24 protein-coding genes and 1 pseudogene are annotated in these 24,001 nt (G+C 66.2%); 20 read left to right on the top strand and 5 right to left on the bottom strand.

Translation table 11 applies throughout. The features are described from left to right. Nucleotides 1-7 precede the first annotated feature (7 nt). The 3 genes from ABIA65_RS02340 to ABIA65_RS02330 are packed head-to-tail and all read left to right on the top strand — an operon-like array spanning nucleotide 8 to nucleotide 4,078. Nucleotides 8-1,282, top strand: coding sequence for a Glu/Leu/Phe/Val family dehydrogenase (locus ABIA65_RS02340; RefSeq protein ID WP_241401878.1), 1,275 nt, complete (start codon nucleotides 8-10; stop codon nucleotides 1,280-1,282). Nucleotides 1,283-1,317: 35 nt separating this feature from the next. Next, nucleotides 1,318-2,814 carry an aldehyde dehydrogenase family protein gene (locus tag ABIA65_RS02335; protein WP_241401877.1) on the top strand — a complete coding sequence of 499 codons (1,497 nt, stop codon included), beginning with the start codon at nucleotides 1,318-1,320 and terminating at the stop codon, nucleotides 2,812-2,814. A 10-nt stretch (nucleotides 2,815-2,824) separates the two neighbouring features. Continuing rightward, on the top strand, nucleotides 2,825-4,078 hold the full coding sequence (locus ABIA65_RS02330; protein ID WP_241401876.1) for a CaiB/BaiF CoA transferase family protein: 1,254 nt from the start codon (nucleotides 2,825-2,827) through the stop codon (nucleotides 4,076-4,078). A 204-nt stretch (nucleotides 4,079-4,282) separates the two neighbouring features. Here ABIA65_RS02330 and ABIA65_RS02325 read toward each other — a convergent pair whose 3' ends face one another. Then, the gene (locus ABIA65_RS02325) at nucleotides 4,283-4,462 is read right to left on the bottom strand and encodes a hypothetical protein (RefSeq protein ID WP_241401875.1); all 180 of its coding nucleotides are present in this window, start codon (nucleotides 4,460-4,462) and stop codon (nucleotides 4,283-4,285) included. A 215-nt stretch (nucleotides 4,463-4,677) separates the two neighbouring features. Between ABIA65_RS02325 and ABIA65_RS02320 the strand changes: the two genes are divergently transcribed. The 7 genes from ABIA65_RS02320 to ABIA65_RS02290 all read left to right on the top strand — a co-directional run bounded on the left by ABIA65_RS02320 (nucleotide 4,678) and on the right by ABIA65_RS02290 (nucleotide 10,492). Then, entirely contained in the window at nucleotides 4,678-5,142 is a 465-nt protein-coding gene (locus tag ABIA65_RS02320) for an SRPBCC family protein (RefSeq protein WP_354522487.1), read from the top strand. A gap of 11 nt (nucleotides 5,143-5,153) precedes the next feature. Continuing rightward, on the top strand, nucleotides 5,154-6,329 hold the full coding sequence (locus ABIA65_RS02315) for an alpha/beta hydrolase (protein WP_241401872.1): 1,176 nt from the start codon (nucleotides 5,154-5,156) through the stop codon (nucleotides 6,327-6,329). A gap of 63 nt (nucleotides 6,330-6,392) precedes the next feature. Next, a complete protein-coding gene (locus ABIA65_RS02310; protein ID WP_354522486.1) occupies nucleotides 6,393-7,352 on the top strand; it encodes a DUF4129 domain-containing protein in 960 nt (319 codons plus the stop codon). Further along, entirely contained in the window at nucleotides 7,349-7,834 is a 486-nt protein-coding gene (locus tag ABIA65_RS02305) for a hypothetical protein (RefSeq protein ID WP_241401869.1), read from the top strand. The genes ABIA65_RS02310 and ABIA65_RS02305 overlap by 4 nt, the downstream gene beginning before the upstream one ends. Before the next feature lie 6 nt (nucleotides 7,835-7,840). Beyond that, nucleotides 7,841-8,809 carry an AAA family ATPase gene (locus tag ABIA65_RS02300; RefSeq protein ID WP_354522485.1) on the top strand — a complete coding sequence of 323 codons (969 nt, stop codon included), beginning with the start codon at nucleotides 7,841-7,843 and terminating at the stop codon, nucleotides 8,807-8,809. After that, nucleotides 8,809-10,056, top strand: coding sequence for a DUF58 domain-containing protein (locus tag ABIA65_RS02295; protein WP_354522484.1), 1,248 nt, complete (start codon nucleotides 8,809-8,811; stop codon nucleotides 10,054-10,056). The genes ABIA65_RS02300 and ABIA65_RS02295 overlap by 1 nt, the downstream gene beginning before the upstream one ends. A 1-nt stretch (nucleotide 10,057) precedes the next feature. Then, complete coding sequence (locus ABIA65_RS02290; RefSeq protein ID WP_354522483.1) at nucleotides 10,058-10,492, top strand: hypothetical protein; 435 nt, start codon at nucleotides 10,058-10,060, stop codon at nucleotides 10,490-10,492. 4 nt (nucleotides 10,493-10,496) lie between these two features. On the opposite strand, the gene ABIA65_RS02285 is transcribed toward ABIA65_RS02290, so the two are convergent. After that, nucleotides 10,497-11,531, bottom strand: a complete 1,035-nt coding sequence (locus ABIA65_RS02285) for an LLM class flavin-dependent oxidoreductase (protein WP_354522482.1) — start codon at nucleotides 11,529-11,531, stop codon at nucleotides 10,497-10,499. A gap of 144 nt (nucleotides 11,532-11,675) precedes the next feature. Here ABIA65_RS02285 and ABIA65_RS02280 point away from each other — a divergent pair, with 144 nt between their 5' ends. The 3 genes from ABIA65_RS02280 (at nucleotide 11,676) to ABIA65_RS02270 (ending at nucleotide 14,676) form a co-directional block, all read left to right on the top strand. Beyond that, nucleotides 11,676-12,503: an acyl-CoA thioesterase gene (locus ABIA65_RS02280; protein ID WP_241401863.1), complete on the top strand. Its 828-nt coding sequence runs from the start codon at nucleotides 11,676-11,678 to the stop codon at nucleotides 12,501-12,503. A gap of 67 nt (nucleotides 12,504-12,570) precedes the next feature. Further along, on the top strand, nucleotides 12,571-13,434 hold the full coding sequence (locus ABIA65_RS02275) for a rhomboid family intramembrane serine protease (protein WP_241401862.1): 864 nt from the start codon (nucleotides 12,571-12,573) through the stop codon (nucleotides 13,432-13,434). Nucleotides 13,435-13,821: 387 nt separating this feature from the next. Then, on the top strand, nucleotides 13,822-14,676 hold the full coding sequence (locus ABIA65_RS02270) for a ketopantoate reductase family protein (protein WP_354522481.1): 855 nt from the start codon (nucleotides 13,822-13,824) through the stop codon (nucleotides 14,674-14,676). Between the two features lie 435 nt (nucleotides 14,677-15,111). Here ABIA65_RS02270 and ABIA65_RS02265 read toward each other — a convergent pair whose 3' ends face one another. After that, a complete protein-coding gene (locus tag ABIA65_RS02265; protein WP_354522479.1) occupies nucleotides 15,112-15,837 on the bottom strand; it encodes a TetR/AcrR family transcriptional regulator in 726 nt (241 codons plus the stop codon). Between the two features lie 303 nt (nucleotides 15,838-16,140). Here ABIA65_RS02265 and ABIA65_RS02260 point away from each other — a divergent pair, with 303 nt between their 5' ends. The 4 genes and pseudogenes from ABIA65_RS02260 to ABIA65_RS02245 all read left to right on the top strand — a co-directional run. Further along, a complete protein-coding gene (locus ABIA65_RS02260; protein ID WP_354522478.1) occupies nucleotides 16,141-16,575 on the top strand; it encodes an MmpS family transport accessory protein in 435 nt (144 codons plus the stop codon). Next, complete coding sequence (locus tag ABIA65_RS02255) at nucleotides 16,572-19,454, top strand: MMPL/RND family transporter (RefSeq protein ID WP_354522477.1); 2,883 nt, start codon at nucleotides 16,572-16,574, stop codon at nucleotides 19,452-19,454. Before ABIA65_RS02260 ends, ABIA65_RS02255 begins: the two co-directional genes overlap by 4 nt. Then, nucleotides 19,451-19,825, top strand: a complete 375-nt coding sequence (locus ABIA65_RS02250; protein WP_354522476.1) for a nitroreductase family deazaflavin-dependent oxidoreductase — start codon at nucleotides 19,451-19,453, stop codon at nucleotides 19,823-19,825. The genes ABIA65_RS02255 and ABIA65_RS02250 overlap by 4 nt, the downstream gene beginning before the upstream one ends. A 46-nt stretch (nucleotides 19,826-19,871) precedes the next feature. Then, nucleotides 19,872-20,054 (top strand): annotated as a pseudogene (locus ABIA65_RS02245) (integrase core domain-containing protein); the annotation flags it as partial. Nucleotides 20,055-20,173: 119 nt separating this feature from the next. On the opposite strand, the gene ABIA65_RS02240 reads toward ABIA65_RS02245, so the two are convergent. After that, nucleotides 20,174-20,551, bottom strand: a complete 378-nt coding sequence (locus tag ABIA65_RS02240) for a heme-binding protein (RefSeq protein WP_354522475.1) — start codon at nucleotides 20,549-20,551, stop codon at nucleotides 20,174-20,176. A gap of 353 nt (nucleotides 20,552-20,904) precedes the next feature. On the opposite strand from ABIA65_RS02240, the gene ABIA65_RS02235 reads away from it, so the two are divergent. The 3 genes from ABIA65_RS02235 (at nucleotide 20,905) to ABIA65_RS02225 (ending at nucleotide 23,267) form a co-directional block, all read left to right on the top strand. Beyond that, nucleotides 20,905-21,900 (top strand): esterase family protein, encoded by a 996-nt coding sequence (locus tag ABIA65_RS02235; RefSeq protein ID WP_241405917.1) that lies wholly within the window; start codon nucleotides 20,905-20,907, stop codon nucleotides 21,898-21,900. 45 nt (nucleotides 21,901-21,945) lie between these two features. Beyond that, entirely contained in the window at nucleotides 21,946-22,380 is a 435-nt protein-coding gene (locus ABIA65_RS02230) for a type II toxin-antitoxin system Rv0910 family toxin (protein WP_354522474.1), read from the top strand. Nucleotides 22,381-22,448: 68 nt separating this feature from the next. Next, nucleotides 22,449-23,267: a mycofactocin-coupled SDR family oxidoreductase gene (locus ABIA65_RS02225; protein ID WP_354522473.1), complete on the top strand. Its 819-nt coding sequence runs from the start codon at nucleotides 22,449-22,451 to the stop codon at nucleotides 23,265-23,267. A gap of 9 nt (nucleotides 23,268-23,276) precedes the next feature. Here ABIA65_RS02225 and ABIA65_RS02220 read toward each other — a convergent pair whose 3' ends face one another. Next, a complete protein-coding gene (locus ABIA65_RS02220) occupies nucleotides 23,277-23,930 on the bottom strand; it encodes an O-methyltransferase (RefSeq protein WP_354522472.1) in 654 nt (217 codons plus the stop codon). Nucleotides 23,931-24,001: the final 71 nt, after the last annotated feature.

Here is a 24,001-nt window from a genome sequence, read left to right as displayed (position 1 = left end):
GAACACGTTGTCCACTTTGACCCACTTCGATCTCTCACCTCACCCTGATCCACTTGCCGATGCCCAGGCGCAACTGTCACAGGCGGTCCACATCCTTGGCTACGACGAAGGTTTGGCGCGTCTGCTGGCGCAACCCCGCCGCGAAGTGACGGTCAGCATCCCGCTGCGTCGGGACAACGGAGCCGTTGAGGTCCTCACCGGACATCGGGTGCAGCACAATCTTTCGCGCGGACCGGCCAAGGGAGGCCTTCGGTACAGTCCGGACGTCAATCTCGACGAAGTCCGAGCCCTTGCCATGTGGATGACCTGGAAGTGTGCGCTCTTGGACGTCCCCTACGGTGGCGCCAAGGGCGGAGTCCGGATCGACCCGAGCCGATACTCGCATGGTGAGCTCGAGCGTGTCACCCGGCGCTACACCATCGAGATCAGCCCGTTAATCGGTCCTGAACGCGACATCCCGGCTCCCGATGTCGGAACTGACGAACAGACCATGGCATGGATCATGGACACCTTTTCGATGCAGGCGGGCCACACGGTGCTCGGTGCGGCGACGGGCAAACCTCTGGGATTGGGCGGGTCGCTGGGGCGAGCCACTGCGACGTCTCGAGGAGTGGTCCACGTGGCGTTGGCTGCGCTGCGCGAGAACGGTATCGAGCCCGCTCAGGCGACGGCAGTGGTCGAGGGCTTCGGTAAAGTAGGCCGGCACGCTGTGAGGTTCCTTGCCGATGCCGGCATCCGGGTGTTGGGGGTCAGCGATGCGCACGGAGCAGTAACGTCCTCGCGCGGGCTCGACATCGACGCTCTTGAAACCTATGTCGATTCATCCGGCACCGTAGCCGGATTCCCCGGCGGGGAGGCGATCGAGCGGGCCGCCGTCCTCGAACTCGATGTCGACCTTCTCGTCCCTGCCGCAGTCGAAGGAACGATCAACGCCCACAACGCAGACCGCATTCAGGCGTCGGTGATCGTGGAAGGTGCCAACGGTCCGACTTCGGCGCAAGCCGACGACATCCTCCGCAGTCGTGGCGTCACGGTAGTCCCGGACATTCTCGCCAACGCCGGCGGTGTCATCGTGTCCTACTTCGAATGGGTGCAAGCCAATCAGGCCTACTGGTGGAGCGCCAAAGATGTGGAGATCCGGCTCGAGGACCGCATGCTGCAGGCGTGGCGCGGAGTGCGGGACCGGGCAGCCAAACACGGTGTCTCGCTGCGGACCGCCGCCACCGTGACGGCCGTAGAGCGCGTCGCGGAGGCCCATCTCCTGCGCGGCATGTACCCGTGACGCACCGCACTCACCCAACGACCAAGGAGACCTCAATGACGACTACCACGATTGCCCTGGAAGGCCTGGAACTTCCAGGTGCCAGGGACTACCCGATGTTCATCGACGGCCACTGGGTACCGTCAGAAAGCGGTCAGTGGAGCGAGGTGAGCACCCCCATCCTCCGCGGGCAGACCATCGGCCGGACGCCGGATGCCTCGGCAGCAGACGTCGATGCGGCGGTGCAGGCGGCACGGCGAGCTTTTCCGCGGTGGCGTGCAGCTCACTTCACCGAGCGGCAACGCGCATTGGCGAAGATCGCGGATTCCCTGGAAGCCCGCACGGAAGAGTTCGCCCGACTGACTGCGCTGGACACCGGCAACGCGATCCGGACGCAGGCCCGCCCAGAGGTGATTGCGACGATCAATCTCTTCCGCTATTTCGCCGGGGTCGCCGGTGAGGTGAAGGGCACCGTTCTTCCCGCTGGTGAGAACCAACTGCAGTACACCCGCCAAGAGCCGCTGGGTGTCGTGGGCTGTATCTTGCCGTGGAATTCGCCATTGATGATCGCGGGCTTCAAGTTCCCCGCCGCACTCGCCTCCGGCAACACCCTCGTAGTCAAGGCCGCCGAAGCGGCACCGCTGAGCTTGCTTTTGCTTGCCGAGGTGTGTGCGGAGCACCTACCCGCGGGGGTGTTCAACGTCATCACCGGTCGAGGATCAGTGGCAGGAGAAGCTCTGACCAACCACCCCCACGTCGACAAGGTGTCCTTCACCGGCTCCACGGAAGTCGGTAAGCACGTCGCGAAAGTTGCCAGCGACAGGTTGGCCCACGTCTCATTGGAACTCGGCGGCAAGAACCCCTCCATCGTCTTCCCTGATGCCGCCGACGATGACGATCTCATCGACAATCTGTTGCTCTCGTCACGGGTGCACCGGCAGGGGCAGAGTTGCACCGCCGGCTCACGCCTGTTCATCCACAACTCGGTCTATGACAGTGTGTTGTCTCGGTTGACAGACCTTCTGACCCGACAGGTCATCGGGAATCCCCTCGACGAGTCGACCGACATCGGTGCGATCATCAACCAGGCCCAGTTCGACTCTGTCAGTTCGTTTGTCGACGAGGGTCTCGCAGCGCCCGGGGTCCGGGCCGTGCTGGACGGCACCACAGCGCAGGTGGGCACGGACGGCTACTACCTGGCACCGACGGTGTTCGGTACTTCGGACAACGGATGGCGTCTGGCCCGCGAGGAGATCTTCGGACCCGTTCTGGTTGCACTGCCGTGGTCGGACCGCGACGAGGTGATCGCGATGGCCAATGATTCGCACTACGGGTTGGCGGCTTATGTGTGGACGCACAATCTCGACGATGCGCTGACCACAGCCCACGCTCTGGAAACAGGCTGGGTTCAGGTGAATCAGGGCGGCGGTCAAGTGGTTGGACAGTCATACGGAGGCTATAAGCAGAGCGGACTCGGGCGCGAGGTCTCCCTGGAGGGCATGATCGCGGGCTTCACGCAGACCAAACAGATCAATGTCCGCATCTCCAAGTGAAGGCATCTCTATGACTCTCGGACCACTTGACGGGATCGTTGTCTTGGATCTCTCACGTGCCCTCGCCGGTCCTATCGCCGCCATGATGATGGGGGACATGGGCGCGCGGGTCATCAAAGTTGAGACGCCGGACGGGGGCGATGACTCGCGAAGCTGGGGGCCGCCGTACGTAGGATCCGACGGTGACATGCACGCCACCTATTTCATGTCAGCCAACCGCAACAAAGAGTCCATTCGGCTGGACTTAAAGTCCGATACCGGGCAGCGGACGCTCACCCGGCTCATTCGGCGCGCCGATGTACTGGTGGAGAACTTCCGGCCAGGGGGTTTCGCCCGGCTGGGGTTCACACCGGAGGTCGTCGAACAGATCAATCCGCGCCTGATCACGCTGTCGGTGACTGGATTCGGCCACGACGGTCCCGAGGGAACGCGCGCGGGATACGACCAGATTGCCCAGGGCGAAGCCGGACTCATGTCGGTGACAGGATCACCGGATACCGGCCCTGTCAGAATCGGAGTTCCCATCGCCGATGTCCTCGCCGGCATGCAGGGTGCCTTCGGTATCGCAGCAGCGTTGATCGACCGCGACAAGACGGGAAGTGGTGCAGTGGTGCGCACCTCCTTGCTGGCCGCGGCAGTCAGCGCGCACGCATTCCATGGTACGAAGTGGACTGTGGGCAAGGAAGTTTCGGGGCTGGCCGGAAATCACCATCCGCAGATAGCGCCGTACGGGAGCTTCCGCTGCCGTGACGGGTGGGTCCAACTGGCAGTCGGGACTGAGGCCATCTGGCGGCAGTTTGCCCCGGTGCTCGGCCTCAACGCCGATGACGCCCGATTTCGCGCCAATCATCTCCGGGTAGCCAACCGCGAGGAACTCGTCACCACAATCGAATGCGCCTTGTCCTGCATAGATCGAGACGATCTACTGAACCAGCTGTCCGATGCCGGTGTGCCCGCTGGAGGTATTCGCAGTCTGAACGAGGTTTACGAATCCGAACAAACCCGAAGTCAAGGTCTGATCATCAACGTCAAGCACTCGTCAGTCGGCTCGATCAGCCTGCCGGGACCGGCCATTCGCATCGAGACCCCAACCGGGCTGACCCTTCTTCGTCAAGAGCACGACGCGCCACCAGTCCTCGGCGAAGACACCGACGCAGTGCTGTCCTGGCTCGATGAGACTGATGCTAGGTCCAACGAGCCGGTTTGTGCGGCAGGTTCGGTGATGCACCACAGATCGAATGGCGCGGGGAACGGTGGTCGCTAGATGGGCCGGTGATCCGCTACAACGGCTAGAAGCCTTTGAAACTGTGTCTCGTGCGGGTAAGACATCGTCCACTCACGATCGTCCTGGCCCCCTCCTTCCGCTTTGGCCGGCCTCCGCGATGAGACCGCCGTCTGCGCTGCGAAACCCTCAAGGGTTGGCCTGTCGAGACACACGAATCGAATGAGCACTGCTGCCTGTCCTCCCCTAGTCGGCGATGCCGCCCTGTCCTGGCAATGTGCCGATGCCTGTGACGCAGCGTTGTAGTACTCGACGCGACCGCGGGCAGATCTCCGCCGGACGCACTGCGCGGTTCGATCGGGCGCTGGACGCACGTGTGCTGGTGTCGATCGCCGCCTGCCAGGACAGCACGGGGACGGTGGTCATCGGGCAGCCGTGCGGCCTGCCAGCGTTTACCGCTCAGATCGTCCCGGTGGGTGCAGCCGGTGATGAAGGGTGTCCCGTGACCGCGGGCGGCTAATGCGACCCTCATGCAGATCTCGCGTACTTCACGCCGACTTCTGCAGGAGTGTCGTTGCCAGGCGCGAATCACGACGCTGATGTAGATCTCGCGGTAGGACCTACACCGGTAGGGTGCGCTTATGACGGGCCAGACGTTCACCTTCGAGATCAACCGGACCAGCAGTGCGCCACCGGCGACGCTGTTCCGGCTGGAGGCCGACGGCGCCGGGTGGAAGGAGTGGGCCAGGCCTGTCGTGTTCCAGTCCAGCTGGGAGACGCAGGGTGAGCCCGCCCCCGGGGGTATCGGCGCGGTGCGCAAGGTCGGACTCTGGCCGATCATGATGCGCGAGAAGACCGTTGAGTACGAGCAGGACCACAGGCACGTCTACACGGTCATCGGCCCGTCGACACCGGCGAGGGACTATCACGGTGAGGCCGTCTTCACCGCGAACGCGTCGGGCGGCACCGACATCTGCTGGCGCGGCTGGTTCACCGAGGGCGTGCCCGGCACCGGTCCGATCATGCGGGCGGCGCTCAAGGGCGCGATCCAGCTGATCTCGCTGCGGCTCATCAAGGCCGCCGAACGCGAAGCCTCCGGCGTCTGACCCGTCCGACGATGCCGACGTCGACGCGACGCCGGGTCGGCATAGGCCTCGCCGCACTGTTGGTGGCCGTCCCCGCCGTCGGCGTGCTCGGCACACTGGCGCCTGAGGTGCCCGGGCTCGGCCTGGCCACCGGCTTCGTGTCACCCCTGATGTCGTGGGTGGTGCTGGTCGCGCTCGTCGGTGGCCTGCTGGCATTGGGTCTATGGCTGCGCGGCCGTGGCATCCCGTCCGCTGCCCTGGTGGTGGTGGCGGTGCTGACCGTCACCGCTGGCGGTGTGGTGGTGAGCAGGCAGGTGGCCGCCGTCGAGGCCATGGGCGCGCGCATCGATCTGATCCAGACGCTGGACGTGTGGTCGAAGGCCACCGCGACCCCCGACGCCGAGGTCACCTACACGACGTTCGGCGCAGAACCCTTGGCGCTCAGTGTTTACCGGCCGCCACCGGGACGGTCACCCGCGCCAGTGCTGTTCTTCGTGCACGGCGGCGGGTGGGTGGCCGGTGACCGCAACGCTCACGCCGCCGACCTGCGTTGGTTCGCCGACCAGGGCTGGCTGACGATCACCGCGGACTACGCACTGTCCGGACCGGACCGCCATCTCTGGGACGTCGCGCCCGACCAGATCGGCTGTGCGCTGGCGTGGGTGACCGCCAATGCCCACACCTACGGCGGGGACGCGAGTCGGCTGTCGCTCACCGGCGACTCGGCGGGCGGGAACCTGGCGATCAACGCCGCCTACATGGCGGCCAACGGCACGCTGCGGTCGTCATGCGGTGGGCGGCTGCCCGCGGTGTCGACCGTCAGCGCGCTGTATCCGGCGGTCGACCCCGCCGACCTGTACGGCAACGATGACACCGTCCTCGGCGGCACCTCTCGGGATTTTGCCACCGCCTATATCGGTGGGTCGCCGACGGAGTTCCCACACCGCTATGCCGCGGTCACCTCGTCGTCGTACGTGAGCGCCGCCGCGCCGCCGACGCTGCTCCTGCTCGGTGCCGATGACCACCTGGTCCCAACCAGCGGCGCGCTCCGGTTCGCCGAGCGAGCCCGGACCGCGGGCGTCGATGTCGAGGTGGTGTCGATACCGCACGCCGACCACGTGTTCGACGCCCGCACCGGCAGCATCGGCCAGCAGGCCTACCGCCAGCTGACCGCCGCGTGGTTGCGCGATCACGGCCAGAAACCGTGATCACCGGCCTACGATCGAGCAGATCACGACAGTAGCGGCCATGTGCCGCTCGGGAGGTCGCCGATGACCGGAGCGGACACCTCCGCGCGGCGGGCGACGACGTCCCTCGCGCTGGTGGTGAGCCTGCTCATTCTCATCGCGCTGGCGCTGCGTGGTCATCTGCCCGGCGCGACGACGCAGGTGCGGGAGCGCCCGCCCGACGACCCCGTCTCAGCGATAGTGGTGGTCGCGCTGCTTCTCGCCGCGGTGGCCGTCATGGTCGCCGCCGTGATCACGCGGCTGCGCCGCCGCGTCGCGGGCCCAGACCCGGTGGCGAGCCGCGCGACGTGGCTGCGCGCGGACCGGAGCGGGACCACGTGGCGAATGGCGCTGATCGTCTTTGGTGTGATCGGTGGCTGGCTGCTTCTCGTGGTGTACCTGAGCGGGCTGCTCCCCGGTATCGCGGTCGAGCCACCTCAGCCCGGCGCCCCTGCACAGACCGCGCCGTCCGCGCCCGACCGGTCCGGCGATGTGCCGCCCGTGCCAGATTCCTCGGCGACGTCGCCGTCGCATCTGCTTGGCTACTTCTACGTCGCGACGGTCGTGTTCCTCCTCGTTCTGGTGGTTGGCTCCATCGTCGCGGGACGCAGGCGAGGGGATTCGCCGGTCCTCGTCGACGCTCCGCCCGGTGAGGTGAAACTACCGCTGAAGGCCTCCGAATCATTGTCCCGCGCAGCAGAAGTGGGTCTCGCCGAGGTGGGCGACATGAGCTTGGAACCGCGCAGGGCGATCATCGCGTGTTACGCGGCGATGGAGCGTGAACTCGCACAGGTACCCGGCGCCATCCCGCAGGACTTCGACACCGCCTCGGAGGTGCTGGCGCGTGCGGTCGAGCGCAACGCGTTGCGGACCGACAGCGCAACCGAACTGGTTGATCTGTTCGACGAGGCGAGATTCAGCCCACACGTGATGACCGAGGCGCACCGCGGTGCGGCGGTCGGAGTGCTGCAACGCGTCCTGAACGAACTGGGGAGCCTGAGGTGAAGCGAACGCTGGCAGCGGCGCTACTCGTCATCGTCGGCATCGAGGCTCTTGCGTTCTCCCTGCCCGACCGTCGCCTGGTGCCGTGGCTGGCTGGTGGTGTGGCGGGGATCGCGCTGCTCGCCATGCGGTGGTACGTGGTGCGCGAGCCCGCATCGCTTGTCGACGAGACACGGGCACGTGATCCGGCGGAGTCGTTGCGACGGTGGCTCGCCCGCACCGAGACTCAGATCAGTTGGGCCGATGGCAGCCGCGCCGACTGGGACAAGCACCTGCGGCCCATGCTGGCACGCCAGTTCGAACTCTCCACCGGAGCGCGAAGCTCGAGGAATCCCGAGGCACTGCGCGCCACCGCGAGGATGGTCTTCGGCGATGAGCTGTGGGCCTGGGTCGATCCCAACAACGTGCACGCCGGCGACCGCAACGAACCCGGACCCGGGCGGGGCACGCTCGACGAGATCCTGCAACGGCTGGAGAGGACGTGACCGAACGTGGCTAGCTCAGTGACGACGACCGCCGGACAGTGTGAGGCGGTGCTCGACGAGATCCAGCGGGTGGTCGTCGGGAGACGCCCCGCGCTCACCCTGATTCTGATCGCGGTCCTGGCGCGGGGTCACGTGCTGATCGAGGACCTGCCGGGACTGGGTAAGACCCTGATCGCCCGATGCTTCGCCGCCGCACTGGGCCTCGACTTCACCCGGGTGCAGTTCACCCCCGACCTGCTGCCCGCCGACCTACTCGGGTCGACCATCTACGACATGCAGTCGGGACGGTTCGAGTTCCGGCCCGGCCCCATCTTCACCAATCTGCTTCTGGCAGACGAGATCAACCGCACACCACCCAAGACCCAGGCTGCCTTGTTGGAGGCGATGGCCGAGGGGCAGGTCAGTATCGACGGCGCCACGCACCCACTCGCGACGCCGTTCATCGTGCTGGCCACCGACAACCCCATCGAGTACGAGGGCACCTACCCGCTGCCGGAGGCGCAACTGGACCGCTTCACGATCCGGCTCGAACTGCGCTACCTCAAGGGCGACGAGGAGGTGTCGATGCTGCGCCGTCGCCTGGACCGAGGCACACCGGACGCATCGGTGGGTCGCGTGGTCGACGCGAAGGACGTGCTCGCCATGCGTGATTCGGTCGAGCAGGTCACGGTGCACGAGGACGTGCTGCACTACGTCGTCGCCGTGGCCGCCGCGAGCCGGCAGCATCCGCAGGTCTCGGTCGGAGCCAGCCCCCGCGCGGAACTGGACCTGGTCCAACTGGCTCGTGCGCGCGCATTGCTCTCCGGTCGCGACTACGTGATCCCCGAGGACGTCAAGGCGCTCGCGGTACCCGCCATGGCGCACCGGATCAGCCTGCGGCCCGAGATGTGGGTCCGGCAGGTGCGCAGCGTCGACGTCGTCGAGGAGCTTCTGCGTCGGGTGCCCGTACCCCGTACCGGTGGCGCATCGCCGTGATGTCCGACCGTCGCAGCGTCGATGCCGAACTACGCTGGCGCGCTTCGCCGATGGCCCGGTCGATTGCGACGTGTGTCGCGATCGCCCTTGCCGCCGCCGCGCTCACGTCAACGTGGCAGCTCGTCGCGTTCGCAGCACCCCTGCTTGGAGTCCTGGTGTCGGTGTGGTGGCAGCGTCGTCCGCCGAACGTGACCGTGCACGCCGAGCCCGCGACGCAACGTTGCTTCGAATCCGAGGAGACGCGGCTGACGGTGTGGGCGGCGGCCGACGACGGCACACCCGTCGACCTCGACATCGTCACGCCAGCGGGGTTCTCCTGCGAGTCGACCGAGATGCCTGACGGCCGAATCGAACTGGCTTGCACCGCGCAACGCTGGGGCCGCTATCCGATCTCGCTTCGTGTCGCCGCGGTCGCCCGCGGTGGCCTGTTCACGGGGACCGCGACCGTCGAGGTGGGTGAGCACTTCGTGTTCCCGATCGCGCCGACGGCACAGACGGATATGCCCCGCACCGAGCTGCTCGACCGCCTCGGCACCCACATCACCCCGCACATCGGCAGGGGTGTCGAGTTCGGGAACATCCGGTCCTATGTGCCGGGCGACCAGCTGCGGACGGTGAACTGGCCGGTGAGTGCGCGGCGCGGCAGCCTGCATGTCACCGAGCGGCTCAGTGAGCGAGCCGCCGACGTGGTGGTTCTCGTCGACACGACCGACCAGCCTCCCGGGCCGGCGACCGAGGCCACCGAGCGCACGGTGCGCGGCGCCGTGCAGGTGGTGCAGAGCGCGCTGCGCAGCGGCGACCGGGCGGGTGTGGTGGCCCTCGGCGGCACGCCGCGCTGGCTTGCCCCCGATATCGGCCGCCGCCAGTTCTACCGCGTGCTCGACGCGGTGCTGGCCGCTGGCGACGGATTCGAGCCCACCACGGGAACACTGGCGCCACGCGCCGCGATACCGTCCGGCGCGATCGTCGTCGCCTTCTCGACGCTGCTCGACACCGACTTCGCGCTCGCGCTGATCGACCTGCGCCGGCGCGGGCACGTGGTGGTGGCCGTCGACGTGCTCGAGGGCGCCCCGTTCGCCGACGAGCAGGACCCACTCATCAGGCGGATGTGGTCCATGCAACGGGCCTTCATGTATCGGGACATGGCCACCATCGGCGTCGAGGTGCTGGCGTGGCAGTCCAACAGCACGCTCGACCAGGTGATGCACCTCGTCCCGGATCACCGACGTCGCACGGGCGGTCGCTGATATGCGCGCGCTGTCCACGGCGTTCGGTCTGCTGATGGTGGCCGCTGCCGCCATCGGTACCCGCGGGCCGTCGCTGGCCGTGGTGGCGATCGCGGTGGCCGCCGTGGTCGTCGGGGCCGGGTCAGTTGGCGCGGCGACGCTCGCGGTGGGGTGCACCGTAGTGCTGCTCGTCCTGTCCGATCCGCCGCCCATCGTCGCCGCGCTCGCCGGGTTGGGTGCCACCGCGTACCTGGTGCTGCGCCACAGTGCACGCGTCGAGGAGTCGGTGTCCTGGCCCACGGTGGCTGGGGCGGTTGGCTTCTCGGCGGTGGGGATGGCGGCGGTGCTCATCCCGGTGGACGTGGCGTGGCTGCCGCTGGCGGCCCCGGTCGCGGTGCTGGCGGTCTACCTGATCGTCACCCGGCCCTACCTGGCCGGACACGGTGAACTGCGGTGACGCGCTACCCGGCGCCCAGCGCAGGCGCGACGACCGATGCGAAGTCCTCAAGCGATCTCAGTGTGACCTTCTTGTCCGCGATCGACTCGAAGTAGACGGCAATCCTTGATGCACCGGTGGTTTCGATGAACTGCCCGAGTTCGTCGACGACGTGGGCCGGTGATCCCACGATCGCCTGGTCGGCGACCATCCGCGCCATCGCATCCGGGCTCGCCGGTCGGCCGTCAGGCAGCAGATGTCTGTTCGAGCTCTGCGGCACATGCGGGTGGTCGCCGGCACGGAAGGACTCCCGAAGTGCGTTGGCGAGATCGTCGCGTCGGTCGGGTGCCGAATCGACGACGACGATGAGAGTGTGCAAGTGCGCTGGCGCGGACCCCTTCCCGCGCAGTTCGCCGTAGCGGTTCTCCGCGGTGACACGGGCACCCACCGGCGTCGCGAAATAGTGTTGCAGGGCAATGCCGTTGCGGGCGGCGAACTCAACCCCCGGTGCACTCGACGTCGCCAGCAGCAGCTCGGGATGCGGGTGCGTGAGTGGTGGCGGCTGCACGTCGACGACATCGTCGGCCGGTGGCACGGCGTCGTCAGTTGGTCGCGCCCAGATGTCCAGCAGGGCTTGCGCGCTGGCCAGTGGTTCGTCATCCCACCGGGTGAAGTCCACGCCGAGCACGTCATAGTCGCGCCGGTATCCGCCACGGCCCAACCCGAGCGCAAACCTGCCGCCGCTGAACTGGTCGAGCAGTGCGGCGCGCTCGGCGAGTTCAACCGGGTGCAGCAGTGGCGACAACACCACCGCGGTCCCGACCTGGATACGCGTGGTGCGACCGAGGAGGAAGGCGGCGGTCGTGATTGCGCTCGGATTGATGCCGAAGCGGATGAAGTGGTGCTCGGTCACCCAGAGTTCGTCGTAGCCCAGCTGCTCGGCGGCCGTGGCCTGCTCGGCGGTCAGGTCGAAGACGGCCTCGGGAGTCTCGCCCAGATTCGCCCCCATGTTCAGCAGCACGCCGAACCTGACGCCCTGGTCCGCCACTGAAGTTCCCATGCCCTGACTGTCATCCGCTTTGATCACGAACTTAGGGTAACCTAAGTCAACCGCACGTGGTGCGGTAGCCCTGGGTGCATCGGTGCAGGTCAACGCGGACCCTGAGGCGACGCCACGACGCACCTGGGCTAGGGTGATCGCTCGATGACACCTGTCAATTCTGAGTCGGGGGCGGGCGTGACCGCGGACCGAAGCTGGATCGCCCGCCTGCTGGAGTTCGACCGCCGCGGCGACGACCTGTTCGTCGTGCCGAGCCCAAGCGGCGGTCCCGGCGACAGGCTCTTCGGTGGGCTGATCGCCGCGCAGTCGCTGGCCGCGGCGGGGGCCACCGTCGAGCCCGACAAGCTGCCGCAGTCTTTGCACCTCTACTTCGTGCGGGGCGGTGAGTACGGCGTCGACGTCGAACTGCAGGTGGAGCGCACCCGCGACGGCCGGTCCTTCGACACGCGTCGGGTGACCGCCGTCCAGCACGGCAAGGTCATCCTCGAGATGATCGCGTCGTTCCACCGCCAGGAGGACTCCGCCGACTGGCAGCCCACCGTGGTGCCCGCCGTCGCGTTCGATGACGCGGTGCCCAAGGCGCCGGCGATCGGGTTCGCCGATCGGTTCGACATGCGCGTCACGCCGGGGGATGACACGGTGTTCGCGGTGCCGCCGTTCTGGATCCGGACGCACGACGCCATCGAGGACGATCCGCTGATCCGCGCCTGCACCCTGACATTCATGTCCGACTTCGGACCGGTCCCGGTCGCCCGGCCGCCGGACGCGCCGGAGGGCCTCGGCATCGGGTACGCCGCCAGTCTCGACCACGCCGTCTGGTTCCACCGGCCGTATGACCCGCGCCGCTGGCATCGCTACGAGGTGAAGCCGCTCAACCACAGCGACTCCCGTGGCCTGGTGGTGGGATCGCTGTACGCGGACTCCGGTGAACTGGTCGCCAGCACCAGCCAGGAAGCGCTCTGGCGGTTCTGATGGTCCTGATCGGCGCAATGCGGAGTCCTGCGTGCGCCGTATCCGGTCCAGCTGGAAGAGTGGTCGTGTGAGTACCCCGTACCCGCATGCCCCGCAGGGCGCGCCCCCGAGTTGCTACCGGCACCCCGACCGGTCGACCTACATCCAGTGCACGCGCTGCCAGCGCTTCGTCTGCCCCGAGTGCATGCGTACCGCGCCCGTCGGGCACCAGTGCGTCGACTGCGTCAACGCGGCCGCCCGGTCAGTCCGGCAGCCGACCAACGCCTTCGGCGGCAGGTTGAACACCGTCCCGCTGGTGTCCTACGTGCTGATCGCCGTCAACGTCGTGATGTTCGTTCTGCAGACCGTGTCGAGCGACGTGGAACGGCAGTTGGTGCTGTGGGCACCCGGTGTCGCCTACTTCGACGACTACTACCGACTGCTCACGTCGGCGTTCCTGCACTACGGAATCGTGCACCTGCTGTTCAACATGTGGGCGCTCTACATCGTGGGCCCGCAGCTCGAAATATGGCTGGGCCGACTGCGATTCACCGCGCTCTACTTCCTGAGCGCGATCGGTGGCTCGGTGCTGGTATATCTGCTGTCGCCGCTCGACTCCGCGACGGCGGGGGCATCCGGTGCGATCTTCGGCCTGTTCGGCGCGACGTTCGTGCTGGGTCGCAAGCTCAACATCGACGTGAAGTGGGTGGTCGGGCTCATCGTGCTGAACCTGGCCATCACGTTCATCGGCCCCCAGCTGGGCACGGGAGCAATCAGCTGGCAGGGCCACGTCGGCGGCCTGCTCGCCGGCGCGGTGGTCAGCTGGGCCTACGCGTATGCACCACGTGAGCACCGCAACGTCATCCAGGCGGGGGTCACGGTCGCCGTTCTTGTGCTGTTCGGGGCGCTCATCTGGTTGCGGACCGCGAGCCTGCTGACAGGCGTCGGCTAGGTGTGATGTCTCACCCCGTTGGCCACACGGACCTATGTGATGCCGATTTGTAAGGGGAACATGGTTCGCTTCTCCAGGTGCCAGTGCTTGGCGGGATAGCCCCAGCGGACGTGTTCGCATCGGCCGGTGATGTAGTCAACGCTGAGCGAGCCTGTCGGGGTCCTTCGGGACGGCCCGGTGCTCGACGGTGGAGTTATCGGGGCCGCTGACGTTGGCTTTGAGGCATCTGGCCAGGAGACGGCACAACACCTCCGTCAGAGCCTCATCCTCAGCCTTGGTATGGCCGGCGGCCCCATCCTCATCGGACATACGGATAGAGCGGCGAGGAGTCGTCGTGCCGCGTCCTCCGACGACAACGCCAGTTCGTGTGCTGGTATTGATGGGGAGGTGCAGATCGCGGTAGTCGGGCCGGGCGGTATCGGTAGTGCGTTCGCTTTTCAGCTGTCCGAGGCTGGTCACGATGTGACGGTCATCGCGCGTGGCGCCCGACTCGAGCAGTTGCGCCACGCTGGGGCGATCGTCACCGTTGACGGCGAACGCGCGGGCGTCGACGTCAGTGACGAACTTGATACGACAACGCACTGGGATCTGGTCCTGGTCACGGTCCTGGCGTCCCAGGTTGACGTGTTGCTACCCGCGCTGAGCGCCAGCCCAGCCAAGTCAGTGATGTTCATGTTCAACACCTTCCGGCCGCTTGATCGGCTGCGCGACGCCGTCGGACCGCAGCGCTTCGCTTTCGGCTTTCCAGGGATCGCCGCGGGCCTGCATGATGGCAGGTTGTCCTCGACGATCCTTCGCCGAGGACAGCTGACGACGGTTACGGATCGCTTTTGGGCCAAGGTTTTTACGGACGCGGGCATTCCCGCGACAGTGCATCCGGACATGCAGAGCTGGTTGCGCAGCCATGCCGCAGCAGCTGTGCCGATCATGATCGCCGGCAGCACCGCGCTCCGACGTGGGACCGGTATCTCCCGCGCTGAAGCGGTCAGGTTGGCGCGCGCCATGAAGGAAGGACTTGCGCTGGTGCGCCACCTCGGTAACTCCATCACGCCCGCACCTATCGCCATGGTCAGCCACTCGCCGGCACCGATGTTGGCTGTGTTGCTCTGGATCCTCACCAGGCTCGACGCGTTCACCAGAACGATTGCCGTTGCGCCCGCTGACGAGCCACGCACGCTGATCGACGAGATGACCTCCACATGTCCTGGGCGCACGCCTGCGCTGCTCGCGGTCAGACCTTGAGACTCCAACGCGCCCAGGCCGCCAAGCACACCGACAACCGGCAGGCCTGCACGGCAGCGAAGAGCGACTTCATCCGAACCGTTCTCGATCGATCGACATAGCTCCCTCTACAGGATCCCGCGAGACAGGCCAGAACCTCACTGACAGCTCACGCCGGGACCAAATCTCTCCACGGAACGCTGTCCATGGTGGTCTCGCGGTTCCGCGAGCTGTGGTTGGGTTTGTTCAGTTGCCGTGACGCAGGCATCGGATTGTGTCCTTTGAATGCAACTTTGGGCCGCCATCGGCTATTTGAGCGGACGGCCGACAACACCTGCTTGGGCTGAAGCACAATGATCGCGTTTTCAACGCTCGCGGCGCCCAGTGCTCGAACGACGTGCCTGGCGTTGGTATCGACCGCATGGCACCACCGCGATGAATGCTGGCGCAGTGTCGTCAGCGCGGTCGTGGATGCAGACCGCGGATGATGTCGACGACTTCCTCGGCGGCGGGCGGAGTCAGCGGCAGAGGGGTGGACCCTTCAGGACGTCTGGCGAGCGCGTCGAGCAACAATACGAAGTAGCGACGCCACAGTTCGGGTTGCGATTCGGTGCTCAACGAACTCAGGACAAGAGCCAGTGTCCCGATGTCCGCCGGCTCGATGTCTTCTCGGAGGGCACCGTCACGTTTGGCCCGGTCCAGCAACGAGGTCAAGGGCTGCATCAGACGGTCCTCATTCGTGCCGACGCCGTAGCCGTATTGCGCTGCGCCGCCCAGCACCTCCTTGAACCCACGGTTGGCGGTCTGCATCTGGACTAACTGCTCCAGTAACCAACACAGGGCCGACCACGCGTCGGGCCGTTGAGCCGCGTCCTCGGCCAGCGCCTCTATCTGCTCAATCTGCGACTCGAACAGCGCCTGCACCAGCTCGGCGCGTCTAGGGAATCGTCGGTAGACGGTGCCCGCGCCCACCCCGGCGCGTCGAGCGATCTCGTCGTAGCTGCCATTGAGCCCGCTCTCGGCGAATACCTCGGCGGCAGCTTCCAACACCACCTCCCGGTTCCGCGCGGCATCGCGGCGCAGCGGCCGGGGTTCTGATTCGACGTCCGGTGCCGGGTCGTGCGTTCGGTCCTGCCCGGAACGCGTGCCGGCCGCTTCCGGAGGCAATGGATTGGGTGCCACAGACCCAGCATAGGTAGAAGAAGTGGATATGCGTTTCCGGTTCCTGTACGTTCAAACGGAAAAGTATTTCCGTTTTGATGCTGGGGGTCACGTGACAGTCACGGCACTATCCGAGCGACCGACGCAGTCGGCCCGTCACCACTCTGACGACGACGGACGTGTAGGGCGACGCCGACTGGCTGCGCCCTGGGTGTCATCTCAATTACGTCGTGGTGACTTCACGCGCCGCGGTCATGAACATCGCCCGGCCCAGTGCGCTACCCGGCCAGAGGGTGCACAGCGGGCCTCGGGGCCCATACCGCGATGAGCCAAATCCTCAAGCGGGCGTGGATACCGCTCCTGGTCGTAATCGTGTTGGCGCTCTGTGGGTTCGGCGTGGATCGCCTGCGTTTGGTTTTCGGCTCGGACAACGAGATCACCCGTCCAGGCGCCGGCCTCGCCGAAGACCCGGAGCCGTTCGATCCCAAGGTCGTGAAGTACGAGATCTTCGGGATGGAAGGCGCTGTGGCGACCATCAACTACCTCGATCTCGAGGCGACACCGCAGAAGGTGACGAACGCGCCCCTGCCCTGGTCAATCACGCTCACCACCACCGCGCCGTCGGCCAGCGCCAACATCGTGGCCCAGGGCGACGGCGACAGCATCGGCTGCCGCATCACGGTGAACGACGAGGTCAAGGCTGAGAAGACGTCAGACGGAGTCAAGGCGCAGACCTTCTGCCTGGTGAAGTCCGCATGAGCGACCACAACGTCGACAACCAGGTCGACGAGCAGGTAGGCAAGCACCCGGCAATTCCTCGCTTCCTTCGCCTGTTCTGCGTGCCAGTGCTGTTGGGCTGGCTGGCTCTCACTGCGATCGTGAACGTCGTCGTGCCGCAATTGGAGGTGGTCGGCCAGGAACACTCGGTGTCTCTGACTCCGAACGATGCGCCGTCGCTGCAGGCAATGAAGTTGATGGGCAAGGTCTTTCAGGAATCCGACTCCAACAGCACGGCGATGATCGTCCTGGAGAGTGAGAAGCCACTCGGTGCCGAGGCCCATCACTACTACGACGACCTGATCACCAAGCTCAGGGCGGACCCCAAGCACGTCCAACACATCCAGGACTCCTGGGGCGATCCACTGACCTCGGCGGCCGCGCAGAGCGCCGACAACCTAGCGACCTACGTGCAGATCTATCTCGCCGGGAACCAGGGCGAGACCTTGGCCAACGAATCCGTCCAGGCCGTGAAGGACGTGGTGGCCGCCGAACCGCCGCCTGCGGGCTTGAAGGTCTACGTCACCGGCCCGGGGCCACTGGCATCGGACCAACAGCACGCAGGTGACAAGAGCCTGCAACTGGTCACGGCGGTGACCATCGGGGTCATCCTGCTCATGCTGCTGCTCGTCTACCGCTCGGCCGTCACCGTGGTCCTGGTCCTGGTCATGGTGGTGCTCGAGTTGCTGGTGGCCCGCGGCATGGTGGCCTTCCTCGGCTACTACGAGGTGATCGGGCTCTCCACGTTCGCGGTCAATCTGCTCACCATGCTCGCGATCGCGGCGGGCACCGACTACGCGATCTTCCTCGTCGGCCGTTACCACGAGGCGCGTAACGCCGGCGAGGACCGCGAGACCGCCTTCTACACCATGTACCGGGGCACCGCCCACGTGATCCTCGGCTCGGGCCTGACGATCGCCGGGGCAACGTTCTGCCTCAGTTTCACCCGATTGCCGTACTTCCAGACCATGGGTGTGCCGTTGTCGATCGGCATGCTCGTCGTCACGCTGGCGGCGATCACCATGGCCCCGGCGCTGATGACCGTGGTGAGCCGATTCGGCCTCCTTGACCCCAAACACGTGACGAGCACGCGGTGGTGGCGCCGGATGGGCACCGCCGTGGTGCGCTGGCCCGGCCCGATTCTGGTGGCGACCATCGCGATCGCGTTGGTCGGGCTCCTCGCCCTACCGTCCTACAGGACCAGCTACAACGACCGGAAGTACATGCCTGCCGATGTCGAGGCCAACGAGGGTTACGCGGCGGCGGACCGACACTTCTCCCAAGCCCGCCTCAATCCGGAGGTGCTTCTGATCCAGGCCGACCGCGACCTCCGCAACTCCGCGGACATGCTCATCGTCGACCGGATCGCCAAAGCCGTTTTTCACCTGCCCGGCATCGCCCGCGTTCAGACCATCACCCGGCCACTAGGTACCCCGATCGAACACACCTCGATCCCGTACCAGATCGGCATGCAGGGCGTCACTCAACAGTTGAACCAGTCCTATTCGCAGGACCGCACCGCCGATCTTCTGGCCCAGGCCGCCGACATCTCCAAGACCATCGACATCATGCGACAACAGATTGCGTTGCAGCAGCAGACGTCGGCAGCCCAACACGAGCAAACCCAGGCCGTGCACGACATGGTTGGGACCGTCAATGATCTACGCGACAAGATCGCCAACCTCGACGACTTTCTGCGGCCGCTTCGCAATTACTTCTATTGGGAGCCGCACTGCTTCGACATCCCCTCATGCTCGGCGTTGCGTTCGGTGTTCGACGCCATCGACGGCATCGGCCAGCTCACCGATCAGGTCGGAGGCATGACAGCCAGTCTGGACAAGATCGATGCCCTTCAGCCGAAGCTCAACGCGTTGCTTCCACCCCAGATCGCCAGTCAGGAAGCCAACCGTGACCGGATCCTGACCAACTACGCAACGCAGAAGGGCCAGCAAGACCAACAGGCCGAGCAACAACAGAACTCGAACGCGATGGGCCAGGCATTCGACGAGTCCAAGATCGACGACTCGTTCTATCTACCGCCCGAGGTCTTCGACAATGCGGACTTCAAACGCGGCATGAAACAGTTCGTCTCGCCGGACGGAAAGGCCGTGCGCCTCATCATCTCCCATCAGGGGGACCCGGCCACCCCTGAAGGCATCTCCCGCATCGCCGAGATCAAGAACGCCGCATTCGAAGCCATCAAGGGAACACCTCTCGAAACTTCGAAGATCTACCTGGGCGGCACCGCAGCGACCTACAAGGACATGCAGCAGGGCAGCGACTACGACATCGTCATCGCTGCGATATCCGCGCTCTGCTTGATCTTTGCGATCATGCTCGTCATCACCCGAGCAGTCATCGCCGCATTAGTGATCGTCGGCACGGTGGCGCTGTCGCTGGCCGCCTCGTTCGGGCTGTCAGTCCTGCTGTGGCAACACGTCTTCGGACTCGAACTGCACTGGATGATCTTGGGAATGTCGGTGATCATCCTGTTGGCCGTCGGATCGGACTACAACCTTCTTCTGGTGTCCCGCTTCAAGGAAGAACGCCATGCCGGATTGAAGACCGGCATCATCAGGTCGATGGGCGGCACTGGCAGCGTGGTTACCTCAGCCGGCCTGGTATTCGCCTTCACCATGATCTCATTCGTCGTCAGCGACCTACGTGTCCTAGGACAAGTAGGCACCACCATCGGCCTCGGACTGCTCTTCGACACCCTGATAGTGCGATCATTCATGACCCCAGCCATCGCGGCGCTTCTCGGACGCTGGTTCTGGTGGCCGCAGCCGGTGCGGTCACGTCCCGCTCGGCACATCGCACCGAGCGGGGAGCCGATGACTGCGCCGAAAGCGATTCAATGACACTGACAATGAGGGTGAGCGGTATGCGACTGATGCGGGTGATGGCGAAGTTCAACCTGCGGGTCACCAACAAAATGATCGGCTTGTTGGCGCCGTACCTGCCTCCGTGGGGGGTGCTCATCCACCGAGGCCGCAAGTCTGGTGTCGAGTACCGCACGCCGGTAGCGGTCACTGTTCGTGACGGCTCGTTGATGGTGCCGATCGGGTACGGCGAGGAGTCAGACTGGCTGCGCAACCTCCTCGCGTCCGGCGGTGGACAGGTGATGCACCGAGGTAAGACCCGGGCCTTCACCAATCCCCGCGTCGTCGACCGGGACGAGGTCAGCGGATGGGGCCGGATCAAGCGGACCTTCGTCGCCGACTTCGCCTAACCGGGTTCGGCGCCAAGACTCGCCCCGAGAGCCCAGCCGTCGTCGGACTCGGCCGTACACGCCGCGCACGAACGGCAAGGTGGAGCGATTCAACGGGACGCTGGCCCGCGAGTACTCATCCTAAGAGGAGCGGTGCGTGGCGCTGGTCGACTTCCTGAACAACTACAACCATGAGCGACCGCACGCGGCGCTCGGACACAAGCCGCCCGCCAGCCGAGTGCGGCTGGCGACCTACCGACTGACCGCTGGAGGAATCGTCGTGCCGGCACAGCCTGTCCACCCCGAGCAGCTGTCCTTCGATGACATCACCGCGTAACCAATCTCATGAGATAGCACAGCTAGCGCGGCTCAGGGACTGGGCGGGGCCGCGCAGCGATCCCGCAGGTCCACCAGCGGTTGACGGATGCCCGCGATCTCGGACTGCTCCTGCGGATGATTCGCCAGGTAGGCCTGCAACTTCGTCGACACCTCGTCGCGGGAGAGCCCACCAAGACTCGACTCGTAGGTGTTGAGGTCGGGATGGGCGAACAGGTACGCCGAGGTCGACGCCGAGACGCCGGCGCGGACACCCTCGAGATCGGCGGCGCTGCAGTTCGGCGGGTTCGCCGCGGGGTCCTCGTTGGCGAACGCCGATGCGACGCCCCCGAACAGGGCGACGCTCACCAGACCGCCCGCCAGGACGGCACCCGTAGCGACACGGCGCCTCGTGGATGTGCAAAGTGACATGACAGCTCCTTCGTAGGTTGAGTCGAGTCGAGTTTGGGTGAGCGGACGCACCGACGGCTGCTCGCCCAAGGTGATTCACAGGTCACTGGTGTGTGGCTCACAGGGTGGCGTTGATGCGCACATCATCCAACGATCGCGAAACGCCTTGATAACGAGCCGATTACGGCGCGTGTGGCTAGAACGCCCTGATGAAGGGCGCTGTTAGGTTCCCCGGGACACAACCACCAAGAGATGGGGTCCCACCGGTGTTGGCGGTGACGAAGAATATCCACAGTGTTTCTGACCGCAACGGTCCTCCCCGCGGTGGTCGGGCGGGTAGAGGCGTGCGCCGAACTCTGGTGGCACTGCTGACGATGGTGATGCTGCCCGCACTGGTCGGTGTGGTGGCGCCCATGCCGACCGCCGGCGCCTACTCGCGCGAGGGCCTGCCCGTGGAGCAGCTCGACGTGCCGTCACCGTCGATGGGCCGCAACATCCGCGTGACGTTCCAGGGCGGTGGTCCGCACGCGGTGTACCTGCTCGACGGGCTGCGGGCCCAGGAGGACGCCAACGGCTGGGACATCAACACGGCCGCATTCGAGTGGTACTACGGATCGGGCCTGTCGCTGGTGATGCCCGTGGGCGGACAGTCCAGTTTCTACACCGACTGGTACCGGCCCGCCGTCGGTAGCGCCGGCCCCGTGACTTACAAGTGGGAGACGTTCCTGACCCAGGAACTGCCCGCCTGGCTGGCCGCCAACCGCGGCGTCGCCACGACCGGCAACGCAGTCGTGGGCCTGTCCATGGCCGGCGGTGCCGCGCTCACCCTGGCGATCTGGCATCCGGCCCAGTTCATCTTCGCGGCCTCACTGTCGGGATTCCTCAATCCCTCACAAGGGTTGTGGCCCACCATGATCGGGTTCGCGATGAAGGACGCCGGCGGGTTCAACGCCACCGACATGTGGGGTACCACCAGCGATCCCGCGTGGGCGCGCAACGATCCGACGGTCAACATCGCGACGCTGGTGGCCAACAACACCGCCGTGTGGGTGTACTGCGGCAACGGCCGTTCGTCGGATCTCGACGCGCCCGGTGACTTCGGGACGATGTACAGCGCGCAGTTCCTGGAGAACATCACCATCAACACCAACAAGGACTTCCAGAAGAAGTATCTGGCGGCCGGTGGCCGCAACGCGGTGTTCAACTTCCCGGCCAACGGCACGCACAGCTGGGGCTACTGGGGCTCGCAGCTACAGGCGATGAAGCCTGACCTGCAGCGGGTCCTCGGTGCGCTGCCGCCGGCGCCCCCGGCACCCCCGGCTCCTGTGGCGGCTCCGGTTCCGGTGCCGGCTGCGGTTCCAGTGCCGTAGCCCACTCGGCGCGTCGATCGGGCACGAGCTGGGTAGAGGTAGGTCATGGCGACCGTCGACGTCTCTGTCTCCTCCGCCCTCTCACCGGATCAGGCCTGGGCCCTCGCGTCGGACCTGGACCGGTTCGATGAGTGGCTGACCATCTTCGGCGGCTGGAAGAGCCCGGTGCCCGCCGTCATCGACGAGGGCACCACGGTGTCCTCGCTGATCAAGGTGAAGGGGTTCCGCAACACCATCCACTGGGAGGTGACCGAGTACGCCAAGCCGACCAGCATCGCCATGCGGGGCAGCGGGCGTGGTGGCGTGCACATCCTGCTCAAGATGAGGATCGTCGACGACCGCCCGGGCACCACGTTCCACCTGACCGCCGACCTGCGCGGTGCGTTGCTGGACGGTCCCATCGGCAGCCTGGTCGTCAGGGTGATCCGCGGTGACGTGTTGCACTCGGTCAGCAACCTCGCCGCGCTGACCGCGCGATGAGTTTCCGGGCCCGGCGTGGTCACCATTGTCGGACGTGAAATCGAGGGACGAAGGAAGTGGGACGCCACATGGGTGCGCTCGAGGGCAAGGTTGCACTGATCACCGGAGCCGCACGCGGGCAGGGACGTGCGCACGCGACGACGTTGGCGCGGGAGGGGGCTGACATCGTGCTGTGCGATATCGCCGGGCCGGTCGAGGAGGTTGACTACCCGCTGGCCACCCCGGCCGATCTCCAGCAGACCGTGCAGGCGGTGGAGGCCCTGGGCCGGCGCGCCGTCGCGGTCACGGCCGACGTCCGCGATCTCGCGGCGATGGAGGGTGTGGCCGAGCGGGCGATACGCGAGTGCGGTGGCATCGACATCGTGATCGCCAACGCCGGGATCGCCAGCGGCGGTCCGGTCGCCACCATGTCGGCCAAGCGCTGGCAGACCATGATCGACATTAACCTGACCGGGGTGTTCAACACGTTCCGCGCCGTCCTGCCGCATCTGATCGAACGTCGCGCGGGACGCATCGTCGCGACATCCTCGATTGTCGCCACGACGGGGGCGGCCGGCGGCGCCCACTACGCGGCGGCCAAGGCAGGCGTCGTCGCGCTGGTGAAGTCGGTGGCCCACGAGGTCGCCGAGTACGGCATCACGGTCAACGCGGTGCTGCCGGCCGGGGTCGACACCACGATGATCCACAACCTCGACACCTACCGGGTGATCCGGCCGGACCTCGAGACGCCAACCCGAGCCGACGTCGAGGAGGTCTTCGCCAAGGGCCGCCCGCGGCCGGGACTGCTCGAGCCCGAGGACGTCGCCAACGCCGTGCTCTACCTGGTATCGGACCAGGGGCGCTGCAAGACCGGTGAGTACCTCACGCTTTCCAACGGGCTGGACTAACAGCGCGGATCAGGCCCGGCAGCTCAGCTCCATGCTGTCGGTGTCGCGCGCAAGGAAGTTGACGCTGACATATCCGTTGGCGGGGTCGCGCACGTAGTCGAGGTAGGGCTGGGTGTCGGGCATGTTGGTGTTGTCGGCGACGACGAGTGCACCCTCGGACAGCTTCGGCTCGAGCAGCTTCATGACCGGGAGGTAGAACTCCTTCCAGCCGTCGAGCAGGACGAAGCCGATGGGACCGTCGACATTGGCCAGGGTTTGCAGTGCGTCGCCCTCGAGCACGGTGATGACGTCGGAGAGTCCCGCGGCGTCGAAGTTGCCCTTCGCGGCGGCGATCTTGGCCTTGCTCAACTCGGTCGTCACGACGCGCCCGATGCCGTTGTCGCGCACCGCGGCCGCCAGGTGAATCCCGGACAGCCCCAGCGACATCCCGAACTCGACGACGGTCGCCGGGCGGGTGGCCCGCACCAGCGCGTACAGCAGCCGGCCGGCCTCCGGCGTGACGGGCATGTAGACGTCGCTCAGCGCGTCGGCGCGTTCCTGCGCGGTGGCCGATGACATGTCGATTCCGTCGAACCGGGCGCGCAGCGTGGACATCTGCTCCCGGGACTCGGTGTACATCCGGTTCAGGGCCGAGGCGACAGGGGCGTCTTCGAGCGTTGTCATGGCGCCGACGCTACGCCGACGGGCTGTGCGTGTCCTGGGTCCCTAAGCGCTTCGCTCAAACCTGTTCTGCG

The organism is Mycolicibacterium sp. 624, from assembly GCF_040548615.1.
Classification (GTDB): Bacteria; Actinomycetota; Actinomycetes; order Mycobacteriales; family Mycobacteriaceae; genus Mycobacterium.
Note: the sequence above shows the minus strand (reverse complement) of the source record. Positions and strands in the feature narration are given on the sequence as shown.

Excerpts from the sequence above, each read along its gene's own strand:
- ABIA65_RS02335 (WP_241401877.1), top strand. The coding sequence starts at position 1,318 with ATGACGACTACCACGATTGCCCTGGAAGGCCTGGAACTTCCAGGTGCC.
- ABIA65_RS02330 (WP_241401876.1), top strand. The coding sequence starts at position 2,825 with ATGACTCTCGGACCACTTGACGGGATCGTTGTCTTGGATCTCTCACGT.
- ABIA65_RS02325 (WP_241401875.1), bottom strand. The coding sequence starts at position 4,462 with ATGACCACCGTCCCCGTGCTGTCCTGGCAGGCGGCGATCGACACCAGC.
- ABIA65_RS02320 (WP_354522487.1), top strand. The coding sequence starts at position 4,678 with ATGACGGGCCAGACGTTCACCTTCGAGATCAACCGGACCAGCAGTGCG.
- ABIA65_RS02315 (WP_241401872.1), top strand. The coding sequence starts at position 5,154 with ATGCCGACGTCGACGCGACGCCGGGTCGGCATAGGCCTCGCCGCACTG.
- ABIA65_RS02310 (WP_354522486.1), top strand. The coding sequence starts at position 6,393 with ATGACCGGAGCGGACACCTCCGCGCGGCGGGCGACGACGTCCCTCGCG.
- ABIA65_RS02295 (WP_354522484.1), top strand. The coding sequence starts at position 8,809 with ATGTCCGACCGTCGCAGCGTCGATGCCGAACTACGCTGGCGCGCTTCG.
- ABIA65_RS02290 (WP_354522483.1), top strand. The coding sequence starts at position 10,058 with ATGCGCGCGCTGTCCACGGCGTTCGGTCTGCTGATGGTGGCCGCTGCC.
- ABIA65_RS02285 (WP_354522482.1), bottom strand. The coding sequence starts at position 11,531 with ATGGGAACTTCAGTGGCGGACCAGGGCGTCAGGTTCGGCGTGCTGCTG.
- ABIA65_RS02280 (WP_241401863.1), top strand. The coding sequence starts at position 11,676 with ATGACACCTGTCAATTCTGAGTCGGGGGCGGGCGTGACCGCGGACCGA.
- ABIA65_RS02260 (WP_354522478.1), top strand. The coding sequence starts at position 16,141 with ATGAGCCAAATCCTCAAGCGGGCGTGGATACCGCTCCTGGTCGTAATC.
- ABIA65_RS02255 (WP_354522477.1), top strand. The coding sequence starts at position 16,572 with ATGAGCGACCACAACGTCGACAACCAGGTCGACGAGCAGGTAGGCAAG.
- ABIA65_RS02250 (WP_354522476.1), top strand. The coding sequence starts at position 19,451 with ATGACACTGACAATGAGGGTGAGCGGTATGCGACTGATGCGGGTGATG.
- ABIA65_RS02240 (WP_354522475.1), bottom strand. The coding sequence starts at position 20,551 with ATGTCACTTTGCACATCCACGAGGCGCCGTGTCGCTACGGGTGCCGTC.
- ABIA65_RS02235 (WP_241405917.1), top strand. The coding sequence starts at position 20,905 with ATGGTGATGCTGCCCGCACTGGTCGGTGTGGTGGCGCCCATGCCGACC.
- ABIA65_RS02230 (WP_354522474.1), top strand. The coding sequence starts at position 21,946 with ATGGCGACCGTCGACGTCTCTGTCTCCTCCGCCCTCTCACCGGATCAG.
- ABIA65_RS02225 (WP_354522473.1), top strand. The coding sequence starts at position 22,449 with ATGGGTGCGCTCGAGGGCAAGGTTGCACTGATCACCGGAGCCGCACGC.
- ABIA65_RS02220 (WP_354522472.1), bottom strand. The coding sequence starts at position 23,930 with ATGACAACGCTCGAAGACGCCCCTGTCGCCTCGGCCCTGAACCGGATG.